Source organism: Paracoccaceae bacterium Fryx2 (genome assembly GCA_032334235.1).
GTDB lineage: Bacteria > Pseudomonadota > Alphaproteobacteria > Rhodobacterales > Rhodobacteraceae > JAVSGI01.
Genome location: JAVSGI010000005.1, coordinates 1,355,691 through 1,373,744, shown reverse-complemented (window position 1 = coordinate 1,373,744; position 18,054 = coordinate 1,355,691). Strand labels below are relative to the sequence as shown.

Genomic DNA, 18,054 nt, shown 5'->3' with positions numbered 1-18,054 from the left:
CATGACGATCGAGAAATCGGACCAGATCAGCCACCTGCCGCTTGACCAGATCGAGGTGCGTGATCGTGTCCGCCCGGTCAACGAGGCGGCGGTTCAGGCAATTCTGCAATCAGCAGAAGCAGTTGGCGGCATCACCAGCCCGATCCACGTCCGCAAGGTGAAGGGCGCCTTCCAGCTGATCGACGGTGGGCACCGGCTGGAGGTTGCCCGGCGGCGTGGCGACACCCTGATTGCGGCGCGGATCTGGACCTGCACCGATCAGGAAGCCCGGCTGATGGAGGCCGATGCCAACCTTTCCACCGCGCATGCGTCGGCCCTTGATCTGGCGGTCAGTCTTTCGGGCCGCAAGCGGGCCTATGAAGCGCTGCATCCAGAGACGAAGGCCGGGGTCTTCGGTGGTCTGGCCCGCCAAGGTCAGCAACGGACAGAAATGTCCTTTGCTGAATTCATCGGGGAGGTGCTGGGTGTGACCCCGCGCCAGATCCGCCGCATCGTCGCGGCTGGCGACGCTCTGGCGGTTCAGGAGGTTGCCCGCCTGCGTCAGGCGCCCCGCCGGATCGTGATGGATGACCTCTATCACATCGCCAGGATCGGCAATTCGGGCGAGCGGATGGCGGTGGTCGACGCGCTGGCCGAAGGGCGCGCCAAAACCGCCGCCGCCGCACGCCGGGCCTTCGCAGCAGAGGCGGCAGGGGTTCAACCCACCCTTAAAGACCCGGTTGAAGAGGCGTTTCTGGCCCTTTGCAAGGCATGGGATCGGGCACCGAAAGCCGCCCGGCGGCGGTTTGTGGAAGAACGCGCGGATGGTCTGAAGGACCTGCTCGACGCTTCCATTCGGTCAGACAACGCCGCAGATGGGGAGTCTCTCTGATGGCCCATCGCCCCTCTCAGGAATGGTGGACGACGGAGGAAATCGCTGCCAGCGGTCTGCCGGACCTGCCGCAATCCCGGCAGGGGGTTGAACAGGTTATCAAGCGCAACTCCTGGCGGGCGCAGCCGGGTCTGGCACGCCGCCGGTCGGGCCGGGGCGGCGGCTGGGAATATTCGTGGAAGCTGTTCCCGACCCGAGCGCAGAAGAAGCTGTTGCAGGCGGTGGCAGTGTCGGTCGCCCCGGCGCGGCCCGAGCGCAGTGATGCCTGGGCATGGTTTGATGGCCTGCCGGACAGTGTGAAAGCGCAGGCGAAGGCGCGTCTTTTGATCATCCAGAAGGTCGAGGCGCTGGAGAGTTCGCTTGGTCGGCACATGGCGGTGACCGAAGTCGCCTGTCTGGATGGCGTGGGGGCGCGCACGGTGTGGAACTGGCTCGCCATGATCGACGGCGTGCGCGTCGATGACCGGCTGCCGTACCTTGCGCCGCGCCATCGGGCCGCCGCCGAGCGCAGCCGCCACAAGGATTGCGACCCGGATTTCTTCGGGATGCTGAAGAGCGACTTCCTGCGGCTGGAGGGGCCGAGTTTCAGCAGCTGTTACCGGCAATGTGTTTCGATCGCGAAATCAAAGGGCTGGGACGTGCTGCCGGAACGCACCATGCGCCGCCGCCTCGACGCCTCGGTGTCGGCGGTGACGCAGGTGCTGGCACGTTCGGGGATCGACGCGGTCAAGCGCATGTTTCCGATGCAGGTGCGCGACAAGACCAGTCTGGTGGCGCTGGAGGCGGTGAACGCCGACTTCCACAAGTTCGACGTGTTCGTGAAATGGCCCGGCCTGCGGGGCGAGGCGCCCCAGATCGTGCGCCCGCAGATGGTGGCATTCCAGGACATCTATTCCGGGCGAATCCTTGCCTGGTGGCTCGACGTGACGCCGAACAGCACGGCGGTACTGCTTTGCGCGGGCGACATGATCGAGCGTTGGGGCATCCCGCACCATGTCTTGCTCGACAATGGGCGCGAATTTGCCGCCAAGGCGATCACCGGCGGGGCCAGCACGCGGTATCGTTTCAAGGTCAGGGAAGACGACATTCCCGGCCTGTTCGTCAGCCTCGGATGCGAGATCCACTGGGCCACGCCCTACAGCGGCCAGTCGAAGCCGATCGAGCGGTCGTTCCGCGACATGTGCGATGCCATTGCCAAGGATCCGCGTTTCGCCGGGGCCTATACCGGCAACCGCCCGGATGCCAAGCCGGAGAACTACGGCAGCAAGGCAATCGACCTGGAGGTGTTCCGGGCCGTGGTGGCCGAGGGGATCGAAGAACACAACACCCGGCAGGGGCGACGGTCCGAGGTTGCCTGGGGGCGGTCCTTCGCCGAGGTGTTCGACGAAAGCTACGCCTGCGCGCCGATCCGCAAGGCCACCGAGGCGCAGCGGCGGCTTTGGCTGTTGGGGGCAGAAGGGCTCCGGGCCGACAGCAAGAGCGGCCGCGTGAAGTTCATGGGCAACGAATACTGGTCCGACTGGATGCATGCGGTGGCAGGCCAGCGCCTGATCATCCGCTTCGACCCTGCGGACCTGCATGCGGGCGTCCACGTCTACAGCCAGGACAACGCCTATCTCGGCCACGCGCCCTGCGAGCTGAAGGGACAGTTCTTCGACGTCGACGGGGCGCGCGAACTGGCCCGCCGGCGCAACACCTGGCTGGCATCGGAAAAGGCGGCGGAAAAGGCCCACAAGCGGTTCACCGCGGCAGAGATGGGCGAGGCGCTGGACGCCATTGCCCCGGCCCTGACACCCGACCCCGAGGCCAAGGTGGTCCGGGCCACGTTCGGCAAGGCCCCGGCGCGCCCCGAGCTGCCGCAGGACGGCTCCGCGATCATGCCACCGGCGGCCGTTGACAAGATGCAGGCGGCCCTTGTCGCCGACCTCTCGGCGCATCGCGCGCCGAAAGCTGCGGCGGCGGCCGAAGAGTCGGCGCTGGAACGCTTCCGGCGGGCGCTGGATCTGGACCGGCTGCATGGGGAAGGGCGGTCCCTGACCGTCGAGCAGCAGCGCTGGCTCAGCCACTACCAGTCGACCTCGGAATACCGGGGCCAGCTGATCCTCTGGCAGGACCGGGGCGACGCGATTTTCGGATGAAACCACCGGGGGCCGTGCAAGGCCCCCACGGTGGAAAGAGCAGGAACAGGAGCAGATATGACTGACGATCCCAGACTTTACAACAGTGTGGCGCCGCTTGCCAATGTGGCGCGGCTGCTGACGCTGGTTGACAGGTGCCAGACCCGTGCCCACGGCCTGCCCGGCATGGGCACCTTCTACGGCCCCTCGGGCTGGGGCAAGACCACCGCCGGCATCTATGCCACCAACAAGTTCAACGCCTGCCACGTCGAGGCGCTGCCCTTCGGCGGCACCAAGACGCTGCTGACCATGATCGTGACCGAGCTCGGCCTGCGGCCCGCCCGGGCCATCCCGGATCTGTTCGGGCAGGCCGCCGAAGAACTGGCGCGCACCGGACGGCCGCTGCTGCTGGACGAGGCCGACCACCTGCTGTCGGACAAGCTGATCGAGACCGTGCGCCGGTTGCATGACGTGACCGGGGTGCCGGTGATCCTGATCGGCGAGGAGCTTTTGCCGCAGAAGCTGCGCAAATGGGAACGGGTCGACAACCGGATGCTGGTCCGCGTCGGGGCCGAGCCCGCCAGCCTGGAGGATGTCGGGCATCTGGTGCCGATCTACGCGCCCGGGCTGGAGATCGACGCCGACCTGCGGGCGGCGCTGCTGACCGCCTCGCGCCAGTCGATCCGCCGGGTGGCGACCAATCTTGCGAACCTGTGCGAGTTCGCGCGGGCACGCGGTCTGGCCCGCGTCACCCGGGCCGACTGGGGCAAGGGGGCCTTCACCACCGGCGAGGCGCCGCCGCCCCGGAGGATCGTGGCGTGAGGGTGACAAAGGAAACGCAGGCGGCCGTCGCCGATGCCGCCTGGGCGGTCGCGACCCGGCTGCCGGAGTTCGGCTATGCCGAAATCAGCGCCGAGCTGAAGATCACCATGGAACATGCCACGCGGATCGTGCGCGCCTGGGAAAAGGCTGGGGCTTGCGGTGTCGTCCAGTCGGGTATCGGCCTGCGCAAGCTGTTCCGGGTCACGCCAGACTATGTCCGCCCGGCGGCGCCCCAGGGCCGCACCCCGGAAGAGAACATGTGGACGGCGATGCGCGGCCTGAAATCCTTCACGCCGACCGATCTGCGGGCGCATTCGGAAACCGACACCGTGGCGATCCCGGCCGAGGCCGCGCAGGCCTACTGCCGCGCGCTGCTGGCTGCGGGATACCTCAAGGTTGAACGCAAGGCCGTGCCCGGCCAGCGCGAGGCGATCTATCGGCTGATCAGGGCCACCGGCCCCCGCCCGCCGCGCGAACGCCGCCTGCGCGCGGTGGTCGACGGCAACACCGGCGCCGTGGCGCTGATCGGGGGCGGGCAATGACCTCGCCCCTCGACATCGCCCGCGCGGCCTGGGGGGCGGCCTTGCCCGGCTGGGTCGAGGCGCTGGCCATCGAATGCGGGCGCAGCAGCCAGACCGCCGTCGCCAAGCAGCTCGACCGTTCCGGCGCGCTGATCAGCCAGGTGCTGCGCAACAAGTATCCCGCCGATCTGGCCGGGATTGAAGAGCGGTTCAACGGGGTCTTCCAGGACGCGACGGTGATGTGCCCGGCGCTTGGGGTCATCCCGGCGAACGAATGCCAGGACTGGCGGCTGAAGGCCCGCGCCTTCGCCCTGGGCAACCCCACCCGCACCCGGATGTACCGCGCCTGCGGCGGCTGCCCCCGCAATCAGAAGGAGGAAACGAAGGCATGAAAGACAATGGCGCCACGGCAGCGACCGGCATGTCCGACCGCTGGACCGAAACCGACATGGTGACCCTTGCGGCGCGGGGCGTGGGCAAGGTCGACGCTCTGGGCCCGCGCGGCGCCACGCTCTGCTCGGTCGCCGAGATCGAGGCGATGGCCGGGCTGCTGGCCGTGCTGGGCCTGCCGCCGATCCCGCCCGGCACCGCGGCGGAAATCATCGTGACCCAATTCATGAAAGGACTGAAACCATGAACCAACACACCCAGCCCACCCCCGCGCCGATCCCGGACGGGCGCCTGCATGTCAACGGCAAGGACTACATGCCCGACGCCAAGGGCACGCTGACGCCGGTCGAGATGATCAAGCCGCAGCACCTTCTGCAGGACGAGGTGGTGCGCAAGATCATCGGCCATGCCAACGACCTGTCGGCGCAGATCACCCGGTTCAAGGCGCACACCTTCGGCGACATCGGCGGCTTCGACGCGCTGCTGGAGCAGGAATACGGCACCAGCGTCGGCGGGCCGAAGGGCAACAAGCAGCTGATGTCGTTCGACGGGCTCTACAAGGTACAGGTGCAGGTCGCCGACCTGATCGACTTCGGCCCCGAGCTGCAGATCGCCAAGGGCCTGACCGACGAATGCCTGAACGAATGGGCCGTCGGCGCACGCCCGGAAATCCAGGCCATCGTGATGCGCGCCTTCAACACCGACAAGGCAGGCCAGATCAACCGCGCGGAGATATTCATGCTGCTGCGGCTGGAGATTGAAGATCCGCGCTGGCAGCGGGCGATGGACGCGATCCGCGATGCGCTGCGGGTGGTGGGCAGCAAGACCTACGTTCGCTGCTACCAGCGCGCCACGCTCGATGCGCCCTGGCAGCCGATCACCCTCGATCTGGCGAAAGCGTGAAGCCATGGCCACGGAAGTCGCGACCCTGATGCTGCCGCTGCACCGTGCCCGCCCGAGGGACGGCGACCCGGTGCTGGCCCTGGCCGACGGCGTTGCCGAAGGCGTCACGGCCGAAATCCGGCTCGACACCCGGGGGCTTTACATCCTGATCCCCGCGACCGGCGAGTCCTATGGCATCGACCTGCGCGGCCTCGCCGGGGCCACGCTGCATGCGATCGTCCGGCTTCCATCCAGGGGGGCGGCGTGATGTGTGGCGCGGATCGCATCCGCGAAGCCCTGGCCGCCGAAGTGGCAGAGCGGCGGCGGCACTGGATCGGCGGCGAGCCGGAGGCCGGGGATCGCACCGCGGTCATCCGCCTCGTCGCGCACCGGCTGAAGGTCGGCCCCGACGAGGTTCGCGCAATGATGGAGGGCGTATGATGTCGATTTATGTCTTCTCGACCCCACAAGACGGCATGCGCCTGAAGGCGTTCGGCGCCACCGTTCGCGGAGGGAAGTCGATCCTCAAGATTGAACTCGAGATCGATGATCCGCGCGACCTCGGTCATCTGCTGGCCGACCTGATGCTTCTGCAGGACGCGGAGAAGAAAGCCGCCAAGGCTGCGACAAGGCCGGCGCGGAAGCTGCTGGCGTTGCCCGCCCCAGATGCGAAGGGGCCATCGGAATGATCCGCGCCCTGCAACGCATGATCCATGTCGGCTGCAAGCAGCTCGGGCTGGACGATGACACCCGGCGCGACCTGCAACTGGTGGCGACCGGCAAGGCCAGCATGGCGGAGATGACCGAGGCCGACCTTCGCAAGGTGGTGGACACCCTGAAGGCCCGCGGGTTTCAGGCGGGTTTCAAGGACGGTTCAAAGCCCGGCAAGCGGGCGGCGGCGCCGCGGGGTGACGTGCGGTTCTGCCATGTGATGTGGCGGCTGCTGGCGGAAAAGGGCGCGGTCAAGGTCGCGGGGCCGGACGGGCTGAACGCCTTCGTGCGCGCCCGGTTCGAGAATGCCTGGGGGTCGGTGCCCATCGACATCGACGCGCTGCGCGAGTGGCAGCAGATCAGCGATGTGGTGCGCGCGCTCAAGGCGATGTGCGCCCGGGCGGGGATCGAGCTGACATGAAAAGGCCCCCCGTTCCGGTCACCGACCATGCCGTGATCCGCTATCTCGAGCGGGTGGTGGGGATCGACGTCGAAGCCCTGCGCGACGAGATCCGCGCGAAGGTGGAGCCTGGCGTGCGGCTGGGTGCCTGCGGCGTGCGCAGCGGCGGGTTCAACTACCGCATCATCGATGGCGTGGTGGTAACGATCGTCCTTGCGGGTCATGAGGATGAACCCTCCGGCAAGCCGGTGACCGTGAAACCGGCCCCCGGGCGGCGGGAGCGTGGTGCATGACTGCCTGGCCCTTTGCGCACCTGACCCCGATGAAATACGGCGCGGTGCTTGCCGACCCGCCCTGGTCCTACGAGATGTATTCCGCCAAGGGTCACGCGAAGTCGCCAGAGGCGCAGTATGACACCCTGTCGGCCGCGGCGATTGCGGCGCTGCCGGTCGGGCATCTGGCCGGGCCGGATTGTCTGTTGTTCCTCTGGTCGACCTGGCCGCACCTGCCGGTCGCGATGGAAGTGCTGCGCGCCTGGGGCTTTGCCTACAAGACCGGCGGGGCCTGGGTTAAGCGCACCGCCAGCGGCAAGGCGTCCTTCGGCACCGGCTATCTGCTGCGCTCGTCGACCGAACCCTTCCTGATCGGCACGATCGGCAATCCGCAGATCGCCTCCCGCTCGGTCCGCAACCTGATCGACGCCGAACGTCGCGAGCATTCACGCAAGCCGCCCGAGGCGCGGGCGATGATCGGCCAGCTGCTGCCGCATGCCTATGCCTGCGAGCTTTTCGCCCGCGAGCCCTGGGCGGGCCATGACGTCTGGGGAAATGAAACCACGAAGTTCGGCGGGGCCGCAGCGTGAGTGCAGGCACCTCCACGAAGTACCGCTGCCGCCTTTTCTGGGGGAACCCGTGCACATCCCCTCCGGATGGACAGCCGCGCATCATCAAGACAGCGCTCGCCGACACGACACGCGGCATCCCCGAAGAGATCCGGGAGATCATCGACGCGAACCCTGATTATGCGCCGGGAACAGGATGGACCATCGGCTGGGAATGCATCGAGCAGCGCCCCATACGGCGGTGGAGCCGGGCTGCAAAGGCGCGCGTTCGTCAGGCGAACTTGCGCCGCAGGATCGAAAAGAAGTTTCCGCTTTTCGCGGCTGATTTCATTGCGGCAGAGATCGCCGCGCGCCCCGCATATTTCGAGGCTGCGGAATGACCGACCTGCCGCCGCCCCCCGCCCATGTGGAGCCATTCGTGCGCATTCTCGGCTCTGCGGGTGCAATCGAGTTCCTGCTGGAATTCGGCGGGGCGGAGATGCATTTCTCGGGCAACCCGACCGGCCGGTCTCGCCTGGTGCAGGCTGTCGGTCCGGAGCGGGCAGCGGCCCTGGCGGCGGCAAGCCACGGCCTTCCGGCGCGCGTGCCAACTGCGAAGCCGTGGATCGCGCAAAGCCTGCGTGCGAAGGGCTTGCCCGTCGAGGAAATTGCCCGCAGACTGCACATGTCCAACGTCGCGGTGCGCCGCTGGCTGAAGTCCGGCGCCGGGATCGGCGGCGGCAGGGTCGACCCCCGGCAACTCCCCCTGATCTGACCCGCACACCGTTGCGGGTGTTTTCCGCGCGCGCGACGCGCGAATCTGGCGGCAGCGGGACGCATCGGGCGCCCTGACCGGGGGCCGCCCATGTCCAGCACACCCATCGCCCTTATCCAGACCGGCCTGCGGGATCTGGGTCATGACCCCGGCCCGGTGGACGGGCTGTTCGGCACCATGACGGCCGACGCCGCCGCCGCCTGGCTTGCCGCCGGTGGCAAGGCGGCCGGGGCCGCGATCCGCCCGCAGACCACGGCGATGATCTGGCAGGGCAGCGCGCGCCATCCGGTCCGCGAGGTGATCGTGCATTGCACCGCGACCCGCCCCGACTGGATGGCGGGCCGCCCGCTTGCCGAAAAGCGCGCCGAGGTCCGTCGCTGGCACATGCAGGAACGCGGCTGGATGGACATCGGCTATCACTGGCTGATCGACCGCGACGGCAAGATTGCCGCCGGTCGCCCCGAAACCGTGATCGGCGCCCATGTCGAAGGCCACAACAGCGGCACCATCGGCATCAGCCTGATCGGGGGCGCGGACAGTGCCGCCTCCGACCCGTTCAGCCGCCACTTCACGCCCGCCCAGGACATCAGCCTGCGCCAGCTTTTGCAGGGCATCGGCATGCGCACCCAGATCACCACCATCAGCGGGCACAACGACTATGCCGCCAAGGCCTGCCCCGGTTTCTCCGTCTCGCAATGGCTCAAGGAGGCCTGACCCATGAACCTTACCCTTCCCGTCCTTCCCGTCTGGCAGGCGCGCAGCTTCTACGCGCAGCTGCTGCTCTTCGCTGCGGTCATGCTGAACCTTGCGGGCATCGACCTCTTTGCCGTGCTGGGCCAGATCGGCGCAGGCTCCACCCCCGAGGAGGTGCTGACCACCGGCGACCGCGTCATCAGCGCCTGGCAGCAGGTGGCCCCGCTGGCTTTCGGCCTCTGGGCCTGGGTCGAGCGCCGCGCCCCGAACTACCGCCTCGGCCTCAGCGTTCCCGCAACCTTCCTGCCCGTGCTGGCGGCGGTGCTCGCGGTCGGGCTTGTGTTGGGCGCGGGCCGGGCGCGGGCGGAACCGCTCTGCGCGGGATATGCCGACCTGCTGGCCGGGCTCTACATCGCGCATGGCGAGGTGCCGGTCTGGAGCGGGCTCGCTGCGACCGGCGAGCTGATGGAGGTGGTTGCCAATCCTGACGGAACGACCTGGACGGCGCTTTCGGTAAAGCCTGGCGGGCAGGCCTGCTTCCTGACAGCGGGCGATGGCTGGGCCAAACTGTCCGCGCCTGCCGTGCAGGCTCCGGGTGAGGACGGCTGATGGACGGGCAGATCCTGAACATTTCTCCGGCCGTGGTCTGGGTCATTGCGCTGTCGCAGTTGCTGACCTTCGCGCTGACGATCTGGAACCTGCTGGCATCGGGCAGCCGGGCCAACGCGCGCCGCCTCGAGGACCAGGCGAAGGTGCTGGTCGATCACGGCAACCGGATCGGCAGCATGGAACAGTCGCATCGCACGATGCCTTCCGCCACCGACATGCACTCGGTGTCCCTCGCCCTGGAAGGCATCAAGGGCGAGATCAAGGCCATGCGCGCGGAGATGTCGGGCGATCGCGGGATCATGGAGCGGCTGGAATCGATTGTCGGCCGTCATGAAGTACACCTGCTTGGGGGATCCTCACGATGAGCGACTATGGCGAAACCACCCTGCGCCAGCATCGCCGTCTGGCGATCCTGCGCTTCCTGGCCGACAGCGCGGGCTACACCTCGAACGCGTCCATCGTGCTGGACGTGCTGCACAAGCTGGGCATCACCTCGACCCGAGCCCAGGTGACCACGGAGCTGGTCTGGCTGCGCGAGCAGGGCCTGGTGGCGTGCGATCCCCGCGCCGAGTTCATCGTTGCCACCGCCACGGTGGGCGGGGTCGAGATCGCGCAGGGCCTGTCGGTGCATCCCGACATCCAGCGCCCGAAGCCGAGGGCCTGAGATGCCATCGCCGCGCAAGGTCGACCTGTTGCCGGTCGAGCTGAAGAAATGGCTCGAGGATGAACTGCGCGCCAAGGGCTTTGCCGGATATGAGGCCCTGGCCGAGGCGCTGAACTGGAAGCTGGAAACGGCGGGTCTCGAACTGCGCATCCAGAAATCCGCCCTGCATGCGTTCGGCGCTGAATACGCCGAATTCGTGAAGGTGCAGGAATCGGCCTCCGCCTGGGCGACCGAATGGATGACCGAGGCCGGGATCGGCGACGAGGCCAAGCGCCACAACGTGCTGTTCCAGATGATCACGGCGCTGGCCTTCAAGGTGATGCAGGCGCAGATGACCCGCGAGGCGGACGAGATCGACCCGAAGGAGCTGCACTTCCTCGGGAAGATGATGAAGGACGTCATGTCCTCGGCCGGCATCCGCGAACAGATGGCCGCAGCCGAGCGCAAGGCTCAGGGCGCGAAGCTCGACGCCGCCGTCGCCGCCGGTGACATCGATGCCGATGCCGCCGCCAAGGCGCGCCGCATCATGGGGTTTGCACAATGACAGATGTATCCGATTCCTACGCCGTCACAGCCGACGAGTTGCGCCACTTCGTCGAGCGGGCCGAGCAGCTTGAAGCCGAGAAGAAGAGCCTTGGTGAGCAGGAGAAGGAGCTCTTCGCCGAGGCCAAGGGCCGTGGCTATGACACCAAGGTCATGCGAAAAATCATCGCCCTGCGCAAGCGCAAGCCCGACGACCTCGCCGAGGAGGAGTCGCTCCTCGAACTCTACAAGGCCGCGCTGGGGATGGCATGAGCGCCCTCAACCCCATCGCCCCGGTCATCAACTTCCTGCCCTACCAGCGCGCCTGGATCGCCGATGAGAGCCGGTTCAAGATCGGCATGTTCGCGCGCCAGACCGGCAAGACCTTCTCGACCGGGGGCGAATGCGCCGACGACTGCTTTCGCGGCTGGGCCGAGGACCGGCGCGCGCGCTGGGTGATCCTCTCCCGCGGCGAGCGACAGGCGGCCGAGATGATGACCGAGGTGATCAAGCCGTTCACCCGGGCGTTTTACGAGGTCTATAACACCGTTTTGAAAGGCGGTGAGCCCCGCTTTGAAGAGACCGAGTTCCGCGCCCCCCAGGAGAAGGGGCCGGACGCGGTCTACAAGGCGATGGAGGTCGCGTTCCCGAACGGCAGCCGGATCACGGCGCTGCCCGCCAACCCCGACACCGCCCGCGGCTTCTCGGCAAACGTGATCCTGGACGAGTTCGCCTTCCACGCCAAGTCCCGGGAAATCTGGGCGGCGCTGTTCCCGGTGATCTCGAAGGGCAAGCAGAAGCTGCGGGTGATCTCGACCCCGAACGGCAAGGGCAACAAGTTCTACGAGCTGATGACCGCCGAGGGTTCTGTCTGGTCGCGCCACCACGTCGATATTTATGAGGCTGTGGCGCAGGGCCTTGACCGCGACATCGACATGCTCCGGCGCGGCATGGCGGACGAGGATGCCTGGGCGCAGGAATACGAGCTGAAATGGCTCGACGAGGCCAGCGCATGGCTGGATTACGACCTGATCTCGTCCTGCGAGAGCGACGCGGCGGGCAAGCCGGAACACTACGCCGGCGGGCCGTGCTTTGTCGGCGTTGACATCGCGGCGCGGAATGACCTCTTCGTGATCTGGGTCGACGAGCTGGTCGGCGACGTGCTGTGGACGCGCAAGGTGATCGCCCGCCGCCGGATCAGCTTTGCCGAGCAGGATGCCCTGCTGGACGAGGTGTTCCGCGACTTCCGGGTGGTGCGCTGCCAGATCGACCAGACCGGCATGGGCGAAAAGCCGGTCGAGGATGCCAAACGCCGCCACGGCTCCAGCCGCGTCGAGGGCGTGCTGTTCACCGGGGCCACCAAGCTCGGGATGGCCACGGTGCTGAAGGAGCGCTTCCAGGACCGCAAGAAGCGGATCCCGGCGGGCGATCCGGCGCTGCGGGCGGACCTGCATGCGATCAAGTCCCAGGTCGGCGTGACCGGCCAGCGCCGCCTGGTTGCCGACGGCGAGACCGACGGCCACGCCGACCGCTTCTGGGCTGCGGCCCTGGCCGCCAGCGCGGCCGAACTGGGCGAGCAGGTCTACGGCTACCGGCCCGTGGTGCTTGCCCCGGCCGTGGCCGGGCGGATGACGGCGTTTGCAGACGATGATGAACAGCGCGCCTGGTGGAAGGCCCCGCTCGGCGCGGGCATGCGAGGAGGCCTCTGATGAAATCCCCCGTCCTGCTGGACAGCCGCGGCAATCCGGTCCGCCGTGCCGAGTTGAAGTCCGAAACCGCCGCTGCGACGATGGGCGGCGTGCGGACGCCGATCACCGGCTATCCGGCCGACGGGCTGAACCCCGTGCGCCTCGCGAATATCCTGCGCGATGCCGACGCGGGTGACCCGGTGCGCTATCTCGAGCTGGCCGAGACGATCGAGGAGCGGGACCTGCACTATCTCGGGGTGCTGGGCACCCGCCGCCGGTCGGTGAGCCAGATCGAGATTTCGGTCGAGGCCGCCTCGGATGATCCGCGCGATGTCGAGCAGGCCGACATGGTCCGGGACTGGCTGAACCGGGACGAGCTGGCCGAGGAGTTGTTCAACATCCTCGACTGCATCGGCAAGGGCTACAGCTGCACCGAGATCCTGTGGGACAGCTCCAGCGGCCAGTGGCGCCCGACCCGGCTGGAATGGCGGGACCCGCGCTGGTTCCGCTTTGCCCGCCACGATCTCGCGACTCCCCTGATGCTGGGCGAGCATGGCCAGGAGCTGCCGCTTCCCGCCTTCAAGTTCATCTATGCGACGATTCCGGCCAAGTCTGGCCTTGCCCTGCGGTCCGGCCTCGCCCGGGCCGCCGCCTGGGCGTGGATGTTCAAGGCCTACACCCAGCGCGACTGGGCAATCTTCACGCAGACCTATGGCCAGCCGCTGCGGGTGGGCAAATGGGGTGCCAACGCCACCGAGGCCGACAAGGAGACGCTGTTCCGGGCCGTGGCCAACATCGCGGGCGACTGCGCCGCGATCATCCCCGAGTCGATGATGATCGAGTTCATCGAGACCGGCAACGTTTCGGGCACTTCGGACCTCTACAAGCAGCGCTGCGACTGGCTCGACCAGCAGGTTTCCAAGGCGGTGCTGGGCCAGACCGCAACGACCGATGCAGTTACCGGCGGCCTTGGCAGCGGCAAGGAGCATCGCCAGGTGCAGGAGGACATCGAGCGCGCCGATGCCCGCGCCCTCTCGGCCATCCTCAACCGCGACCTGGTGCGCCCGTGGATCGACCTGGAATACGGGCCGCAGGAGCGGTATCCCCGGCTGAAGATCGCCCGCCCGGAGGCCGAGGACCTGACCGCCCTCGCGGCAGCCGTCCAGGTGCTCGTGCCGCTCGGGATGCGGATCTCGGCGAAGAAGACGCGGGACCGATTCGGCCTGGCCGAACCCGAGGATGACGGCGACGTCCTGGGCGTTTCGACGCCTCCGGCGCCGCCGGTTGCACCGCCGACCGACCCCTCGGGGCGGACTTCGAAAATTAAAGGGGTTTCAGCCAAAATTAAACGGGGTGAGGCCCTTCCGGGTACCAGCGTGGCCCTCCAGGCTGAAGGCCCTCTGGCGGGCAAAAATCGGGGGTCTGATCCGGAGGACGAACTTGCCGCCCGGATGGAGGCCGAGGCCGCTCCGGCGATGGCTGCGATGCTCGGCCGGATCGAGGCGATGCTGGCGGCCGCCGGGTCGCTGGAAGAGTTCCGAGCGATGCTGCTGGCGGGGTTCCCGGAGGTCGAGTCGGGCGGGTTGGCGGCGGTACTGGCGGAGGGGCTGACGGCGGCCGACCTGGCCGGCCGGGTTGCGGTGGTGGCCGAGGGTGACTGATCTGGCGGCGAGCTTCCGCAAGCCGTTCGGCGAACAGGTCGCGGCGTACCGGCTGCGCCTGGGCAACCTCGTGCCGACCTCGCGCTGGGATGATCTGCGCCACGCACAGCATGACCGGGCCTTCATGGTCGCCGGGGCGGTCAAGGCCGACCTGCTGGCCGACCTCGCGGCGGCGGTCGAGTCGTCGATCGTCCAGGGCACCACGCTGGAAACCTTCCGGAAGGACTTCCGGTCCATCGTCGAAAAGCATGGCTGGCACGGCTGGACGGGCGAGGGCACCGCGAAGGGCGAGGCGTGGCGCACCAGGGTGATCTGGCGCACCAACATGGCGACCTCCTACGCCGCCGGCCGCATGGCGCAGCTGGTCGACGGCAAGTTCCGGTTCTGGGTCTACCGCCACGGCAATGCGCGCGAGCCGCGCCTGCAGCATCTCGCCTGGGACGGGGTGGCGCTGGCGCCCGACCACCCGTTCTGGCAGACCCATGCGCCGCCGAACGGCTGGGGCTGCACCTGCCGCATTCGCGGCACCAACAGCGAGGCGGGCATCCGCCGGGTCGGGGGCGATCCGGACAAGGCCCTGCCCGACGGCTGGCAGGACCTGGACGCCAAGACCGGCGCGCCGCAGGGGATCGACAAGGGCTGGGACTACGCGCCCGGGGCAAGCGTGGCAGACACGCTGCAGTCCATGACGGCAAAGACGGTCGCCTGGCCTTTCGAACTTGCCTCAGCCTACATGCAGGCCGTTCCGGAGGCAGTCGCGGACGATTTTGCACGCGGGCTCCGGTCGTTGCCATCCTTGCGGGAAGCCACGCGCAGATATGCCGAACGTATCCTGGGCGAACGCAACGGGGCCGCGATTCCCGGCCCTGTGGTCGTCGAGCCGCGCCGCACCCTTGGTCTGGCGACGAGCGACCTGGCAGACTGGGTGGCGCGGGAAATGGATCGACAGGTGCGGGGTTTCGATTTCTCGATCGATCCCTCTGGCGTTCGGCACGCGATCCGCACCCACGGAACTCCGGCGGTCGAGGCCGCGCGCGGCCAGATCGCGGTGACGGCAGCGGACTTCGGACTGATCCCGGACATCATCAACCATTACGATCTGATCGAGAATGCCGGGGTGTCCGACGTCGGGCACCCGGTCATTCGCTTCACCAGGACGATTGGCGACCGCACCTATGTTCTGGCGATGGAAATCCGGGGAGCGAAGCGCAGGAAGATCGCGCTGCAGAGCCTGTGGATCAGAGCCTCCGGGCGATCCCCCACCTGAACGTCCGAAACGGTTCCGCGGTTTGAGCGCGGCGGCCTGATGCGACGCCCGGAAGCAAGGAAGGTTATAGCCATGATCACCATCGAACTCAAGGATGAGGCGGTCACCGCCGCGCTGTCCGGTCTGGAAGCGCTGTTGGCCGACCTGTCGCCGGTCATGAACGAGATCGGCGACTTCCTGGTCGGAACCACAGAGGCGCGGTTCGAATCGGAGCAGACCCCCGACGGCGCAACCTGGGCGCCGCGATCGGCCGCGACGGTGGCGCGCTACCAGCGGCGGCGCTGGAGCTACGGCAAGGTGCTGCACCTGACCGGGGCGATGTCGTCGAACATCGCGCATGACTATGGCCCGGACTTCGTCGAGGTCGGCTTGAGCGCGATCCAGGCGGCGGTGATGCAGTTCGGGGCGGCGAAGGGTGCCTTCGGGACGACGGCGCGTGGCGGTTCTATCCCCTGGGGCACCATCCCGGCGCGGCCGTTCCTCGGGCTGTCCGACGCGGACCGGACCGGGATCATCGACATCGTCGGCGAATGGCTCGACCGCGCGGCCTCCGGCGGGGATTGACCGCAAGGGCCGAGAGGGGCAGGCTGCAATCGCGTCCTTTCCTGCAAATCCCCTGATCCGGCCCTGCCACCCGCACACCGTTGCGGGTTTTTTTATTGGGGCAGGCGGGTGATTCTGTCGGCATGAACAAACGCCCCACCGCCCCCTTCACCGCCCTGATGGCTGCGATCCCGCTGCCCGCCGACGTGACGTCGGCGCCGGACTGGATCCACCTGCTGCCCGCCCCGGCCGATGGCCTGGTACGCACCGCCGACAGTCGCGGGCCGTACCGCCTGGGCGAGGCTGCCGGGGTCATCGCGGCGAGCTTCGCGCAGGCTGACCGGCTCGAGATCGACGTCAACCACGCGACCTTCCTTGCCGCACCGCGCGGCGAGCGGGCCGACGCCATGGGCTGGATCGTCGAGATGCAGGCCCGCGAGGACGGGATCTGGGGCCGCGTCGAATGGAATGCCGAAGGCGCGGCGCTGGTCACCGGCCGGGCGTACCGCGGCCTGTCGCCCGTCATCATCCATGACGCGGCCAAGAACATCCTGCGGATCGCCAACGCGAGCCTCGTGAACCGCCCGAACCTGATTGGCCTTACCTCCCTCAACTTCGAACAGGAACCGACAATGAACCTGATGCAACGACTGGCCGAACTGCTCGGTCTGGAAGCTGGCGCGACCGAGGAGCAGATCCTCGCCGCAGTCGAAGTGAACCGCCCCGGGTTTACCGGAGGGCAAAACTCTCGGAGAATTGCCCGTTATGGAACAGACCTCAAAGAAGAAGACCTCGAAGCCGTATTCACCTGAGTTCCGCGAGCGTGCGGTGCGGCTGGCGATGGAACACCGCGATGATTATCAGAGCGAGGCTGCGGCGCTGACGGCGATTGCAGGTAAATTGGGCTGTTCGACGGACAGCCTTCGCGTCTGGATGCGACAGGTCCAGCGCGATGGTGGCGAACGGCCGGGACCTACCAGCGCTGAGATCGCGCGGATCAAAGAGCTTGAGCGCGAGAACCGGGAACTGCGGCAAGCGAACGAGATTCTGCGCAAAGCTTCAGCGTATTTTGCCCAGGCGGAGCTCGACCGCCCGTTTCGCAAATGACTGCTTTCATTGAGGAAAGCCGAGAGGCATTCGGGGTCGAGCCGATCTGCAGGGCACTGCAGTTTGCCCCTTCCACCTTTTATGACCGGCGGGCGATCATGCGTGATCCTGACCGGGCCTCGGCCCGGGCCAAATCGGATGCCGCCCTGAGCCTCAAGATCGACGCGGCCTGGGATGCCAACCGCAAGCTCTATGGCGCGCGGAAGATCTGGCATGTTTTGCGACGGCAGGGTGAAGACGCCGCCCGCTGCACCGTGGAACGATTGATGCGCCATCTGGGCATCAGGGGCGTGGTCCGTGGCAAGAAGGTCATCACGACCAATCCTGACACGTCTCTGCCTTGCCCGGACGACAAGGTGAACCGGCTGTTCATGGCGGATCGGCCGAACAAGCTGTGGGTTTCAGATTTCACCTATGTGCCCACATGGTCCGGCACCGTCTACGTGGCCTTCGTCATCGACGTCTTTGCACGTCGTATTGTCGGTTGGCGCGTCTCGACATCGATGAAGACCCAGTTTGTGCTCGACGCGCTGGAGCAAGCGATCTGGCAAAGAAAGACGCCGGATAACAAGAGCTTGGTCCACCATTCGGACCGCGGATCACAATACCTGTCGATCAAATACACCGAACGCCTGGCCAAGGCCGAGATCGACCTTTCCGTTGGAACAGTTGGCGATGCCTATGACAACGCCTTGGCTGAATGCGTCATCGGCCTGTTCAAGACAGAGGTCATCAACCAGATCGGCCCCTGGAAATCAATGCGCGAGGTCGAATGGGAAACGCTGAAATGGATCGATTGGTATAACAACCGCCGCCTGCTTGGCCCAATCGGATACATCTGTTCAGCGACAACCATCTTGGCCGGTGCCGACAACCACCTTGGCCGGTGGGGCTGAACGGAAGACGGGCATGCCCGTCTGGAGGGCAGCCGCACCGGCCTGATTGATTTCGGGGAAGGTGCTGGTCGCTGCGGGTTGGTAAGCCGGGTTCC

The 18,054-nt window shown here is 67.3% G+C and carries 27 protein-coding genes and 1 other annotated feature; all 27 genes read left to right on the top strand.

Annotation, left to right across the window (positions count from 1 at the left end):
• Window position 1 precedes the first annotated feature (1 nt).
• The 27 genes from RNZ50_15815 to RNZ50_15685 all read left to right on the top strand — a co-directional run bounded on the left by RNZ50_15815 (window position 2) and on the right by RNZ50_15685 (window position 17,959).
• Window positions 2–871, top strand: coding sequence for a ParB N-terminal domain-containing protein (locus tag RNZ50_15815; GenBank protein ID MDT8856461.1), 870 nt, complete (start codon window positions 2–4; stop codon window positions 869–871).
• Window positions 871–3,009: a transposase domain-containing protein gene (locus RNZ50_15810; protein ID MDT8856460.1), complete on the top strand. Its 2,139-nt coding sequence runs from the start codon at window positions 871–873 to the stop codon at window positions 3,007–3,009. Before RNZ50_15815 ends, RNZ50_15810 begins: the two co-directional genes overlap by 1 nt.
• Before the next feature lie 57 nt (window positions 3,010–3,066).
• Window positions 3,067–3,810 carry an AAA family ATPase gene (locus RNZ50_15805; protein ID MDT8856459.1) on the top strand — a complete coding sequence of 248 codons (744 nt, stop codon included), beginning with the start codon at window positions 3,067–3,069 and terminating at the stop codon, window positions 3,808–3,810.
• Window positions 3,807–4,352 carry a hypothetical protein gene (locus tag RNZ50_15800; GenBank protein ID MDT8856458.1) on the top strand — a complete coding sequence of 182 codons (546 nt, stop codon included), beginning with the start codon at window positions 3,807–3,809 and terminating at the stop codon, window positions 4,350–4,352. The genes RNZ50_15805 and RNZ50_15800 overlap by 4 nt, the downstream gene beginning before the upstream one ends.
• The gene (locus tag RNZ50_15795; GenBank protein ID MDT8856457.1) at window positions 4,349–4,723 is read left to right on the top strand and encodes a hypothetical protein; all 375 of its coding nucleotides are present in this window, start codon (window positions 4,349–4,351) and stop codon (window positions 4,721–4,723) included. The genes RNZ50_15800 and RNZ50_15795 overlap by 4 nt, the downstream gene beginning before the upstream one ends.
• Entirely contained in the window at window positions 4,720–4,968 is a 249-nt protein-coding gene (locus tag RNZ50_15790) for a hypothetical protein (GenBank protein ID MDT8856456.1), read from the top strand. Before RNZ50_15795 ends, RNZ50_15790 begins: the two co-directional genes overlap by 4 nt.
• Window positions 4,965–5,624 (top strand): DUF3164 family protein, encoded by a 660-nt coding sequence (locus tag RNZ50_15785; GenBank protein ID MDT8856455.1) that lies wholly within the window; start codon window positions 4,965–4,967, stop codon window positions 5,622–5,624. Before RNZ50_15790 ends, RNZ50_15785 begins: the two co-directional genes overlap by 4 nt.
• 4 nt (window positions 5,625–5,628) lie before the next feature.
• Window positions 5,629–5,871, top strand: coding sequence for a hypothetical protein (locus RNZ50_15780; protein MDT8856454.1), 243 nt, complete (start codon window positions 5,629–5,631; stop codon window positions 5,869–5,871).
• The gene (locus RNZ50_15775; GenBank protein MDT8856453.1) at window positions 5,871–6,044 is read left to right on the top strand and encodes a hypothetical protein; all 174 of its coding nucleotides are present in this window, start codon (window positions 5,871–5,873) and stop codon (window positions 6,042–6,044) included. The genes RNZ50_15780 and RNZ50_15775 overlap by 1 nt, the downstream gene beginning before the upstream one ends.
• Window positions 6,044–6,292: a hypothetical protein gene (locus tag RNZ50_15770; GenBank protein MDT8856452.1), complete on the top strand. Its 249-nt coding sequence runs from the start codon at window positions 6,044–6,046 to the stop codon at window positions 6,290–6,292. The genes RNZ50_15775 and RNZ50_15770 overlap by 1 nt, the downstream gene beginning before the upstream one ends.
• Window positions 6,289–6,735: a regulatory protein GemA gene (locus tag RNZ50_15765; GenBank protein ID MDT8856451.1), complete on the top strand. Its 447-nt coding sequence runs from the start codon at window positions 6,289–6,291 to the stop codon at window positions 6,733–6,735. Before RNZ50_15770 ends, RNZ50_15765 begins: the two co-directional genes overlap by 4 nt.
• Window positions 6,732–7,007: a hypothetical protein gene (locus RNZ50_15760; protein MDT8856450.1), complete on the top strand. Its 276-nt coding sequence runs from the start codon at window positions 6,732–6,734 to the stop codon at window positions 7,005–7,007. Before RNZ50_15765 ends, RNZ50_15760 begins: the two co-directional genes overlap by 4 nt.
• The gene (locus RNZ50_15755) at window positions 7,004–7,576 is read left to right on the top strand and encodes an MT-A70 family methyltransferase (GenBank protein ID MDT8856449.1); all 573 of its coding nucleotides are present in this window, start codon (window positions 7,004–7,006) and stop codon (window positions 7,574–7,576) included. The genes RNZ50_15760 and RNZ50_15755 overlap by 4 nt, the downstream gene beginning before the upstream one ends.
• Entirely contained in the window at window positions 7,573–7,935 is a 363-nt protein-coding gene (locus RNZ50_15750; protein ID MDT8856448.1) for a hypothetical protein, read from the top strand. Before RNZ50_15755 ends, RNZ50_15750 begins: the two co-directional genes overlap by 4 nt.
• Window positions 7,932–8,309, top strand: a complete 378-nt coding sequence (locus tag RNZ50_15745; protein ID MDT8856447.1) for a helix-turn-helix domain-containing protein — start codon at window positions 7,932–7,934, stop codon at window positions 8,307–8,309. Before RNZ50_15750 ends, RNZ50_15745 begins: the two co-directional genes overlap by 4 nt.
• Before the next feature lie 90 nt (window positions 8,310–8,399).
• The gene (locus tag RNZ50_15740) at window positions 8,400–9,023 is read left to right on the top strand and encodes an N-acetylmuramoyl-L-alanine amidase (protein ID MDT8856446.1); all 624 of its coding nucleotides are present in this window, start codon (window positions 8,400–8,402) and stop codon (window positions 9,021–9,023) included.
• A gap of 3 nt (window positions 9,024–9,026) precedes the next feature.
• Window positions 9,027–9,611 (top strand): hypothetical protein, encoded by a 585-nt coding sequence (locus tag RNZ50_15735; protein MDT8856445.1) that lies wholly within the window; start codon window positions 9,027–9,029, stop codon window positions 9,609–9,611.
• Window positions 9,611–9,976 carry a DUF2730 family protein gene (locus tag RNZ50_15730; protein MDT8856444.1) on the top strand — a complete coding sequence of 122 codons (366 nt, stop codon included), beginning with the start codon at window positions 9,611–9,613 and terminating at the stop codon, window positions 9,974–9,976. The genes RNZ50_15735 and RNZ50_15730 overlap by 1 nt, the downstream gene beginning before the upstream one ends.
• Entirely contained in the window at window positions 9,973–10,275 is a 303-nt protein-coding gene (locus tag RNZ50_15725; GenBank protein ID MDT8856443.1) for a hypothetical protein, read from the top strand. The genes RNZ50_15730 and RNZ50_15725 overlap by 4 nt, the downstream gene beginning before the upstream one ends.
• Window position 10,276: 1 nt before the next feature.
• On the top strand, window positions 10,277–10,819 hold the full coding sequence (locus tag RNZ50_15720; protein ID MDT8856442.1) for a phage protein Gp27 family protein: 543 nt from the start codon (window positions 10,277–10,279) through the stop codon (window positions 10,817–10,819).
• Window positions 10,816–11,070 carry a DUF2312 domain-containing protein gene (locus RNZ50_15715; protein MDT8856441.1) on the top strand — a complete coding sequence of 85 codons (255 nt, stop codon included), beginning with the start codon at window positions 10,816–10,818 and terminating at the stop codon, window positions 11,068–11,070. The genes RNZ50_15720 and RNZ50_15715 overlap by 4 nt, the downstream gene beginning before the upstream one ends.
• Window positions 11,067–12,506, top strand: a complete 1,440-nt coding sequence (locus RNZ50_15710; GenBank protein MDT8856440.1) for a terminase family protein — start codon at window positions 11,067–11,069, stop codon at window positions 12,504–12,506. Before RNZ50_15715 ends, RNZ50_15710 begins: the two co-directional genes overlap by 4 nt.
• Window positions 12,506–14,146, top strand: coding sequence for a DUF935 domain-containing protein (locus RNZ50_15705; GenBank protein MDT8856439.1), 1,641 nt, complete (start codon window positions 12,506–12,508; stop codon window positions 14,144–14,146). Before RNZ50_15710 ends, RNZ50_15705 begins: the two co-directional genes overlap by 1 nt.
• Window positions 14,139–15,413, top strand: coding sequence for a phage minor head protein (locus tag RNZ50_15700; protein ID MDT8856438.1), 1,275 nt, complete (start codon window positions 14,139–14,141; stop codon window positions 15,411–15,413). The genes RNZ50_15705 and RNZ50_15700 overlap by 8 nt, the downstream gene beginning before the upstream one ends.
• A 72-nt stretch (window positions 15,414–15,485) precedes the next feature.
• Window positions 15,486–15,977 (top strand): phage virion morphogenesis protein, encoded by a 492-nt coding sequence (locus RNZ50_15695; GenBank protein MDT8856437.1) that lies wholly within the window; start codon window positions 15,486–15,488, stop codon window positions 15,975–15,977.
• 122 nt (window positions 15,978–16,099) lie between these two features.
• Window positions 16,100–16,768, top strand: coding sequence for a phage protease (locus RNZ50_15690; protein MDT8856436.1), 669 nt, complete (start codon window positions 16,100–16,102; stop codon window positions 16,766–16,768).
• Window positions 16,722–17,959, top strand: a protein-coding gene (locus RNZ50_15685) for an IS3 family transposase (GenBank protein MDT8856435.1) whose coding sequence is annotated in 2 segments (ribosomal slippage) — window positions 16,722–17,025 and window positions 17,025–17,959 — 1,239 coding nt in all. Because the reading frame shifts where the segments join, the coding sequence is not laid out codon by codon here. Before RNZ50_15690 ends, RNZ50_15685 begins: the two co-directional genes overlap by 47 nt.
• Window positions 17,018–17,134 (top strand) — a sequence feature (AL1L pseudoknot). (Overlaps the previous gene by 117 nt.)
• Window positions 17,960–18,054: the final 95 nt, after the last annotated feature.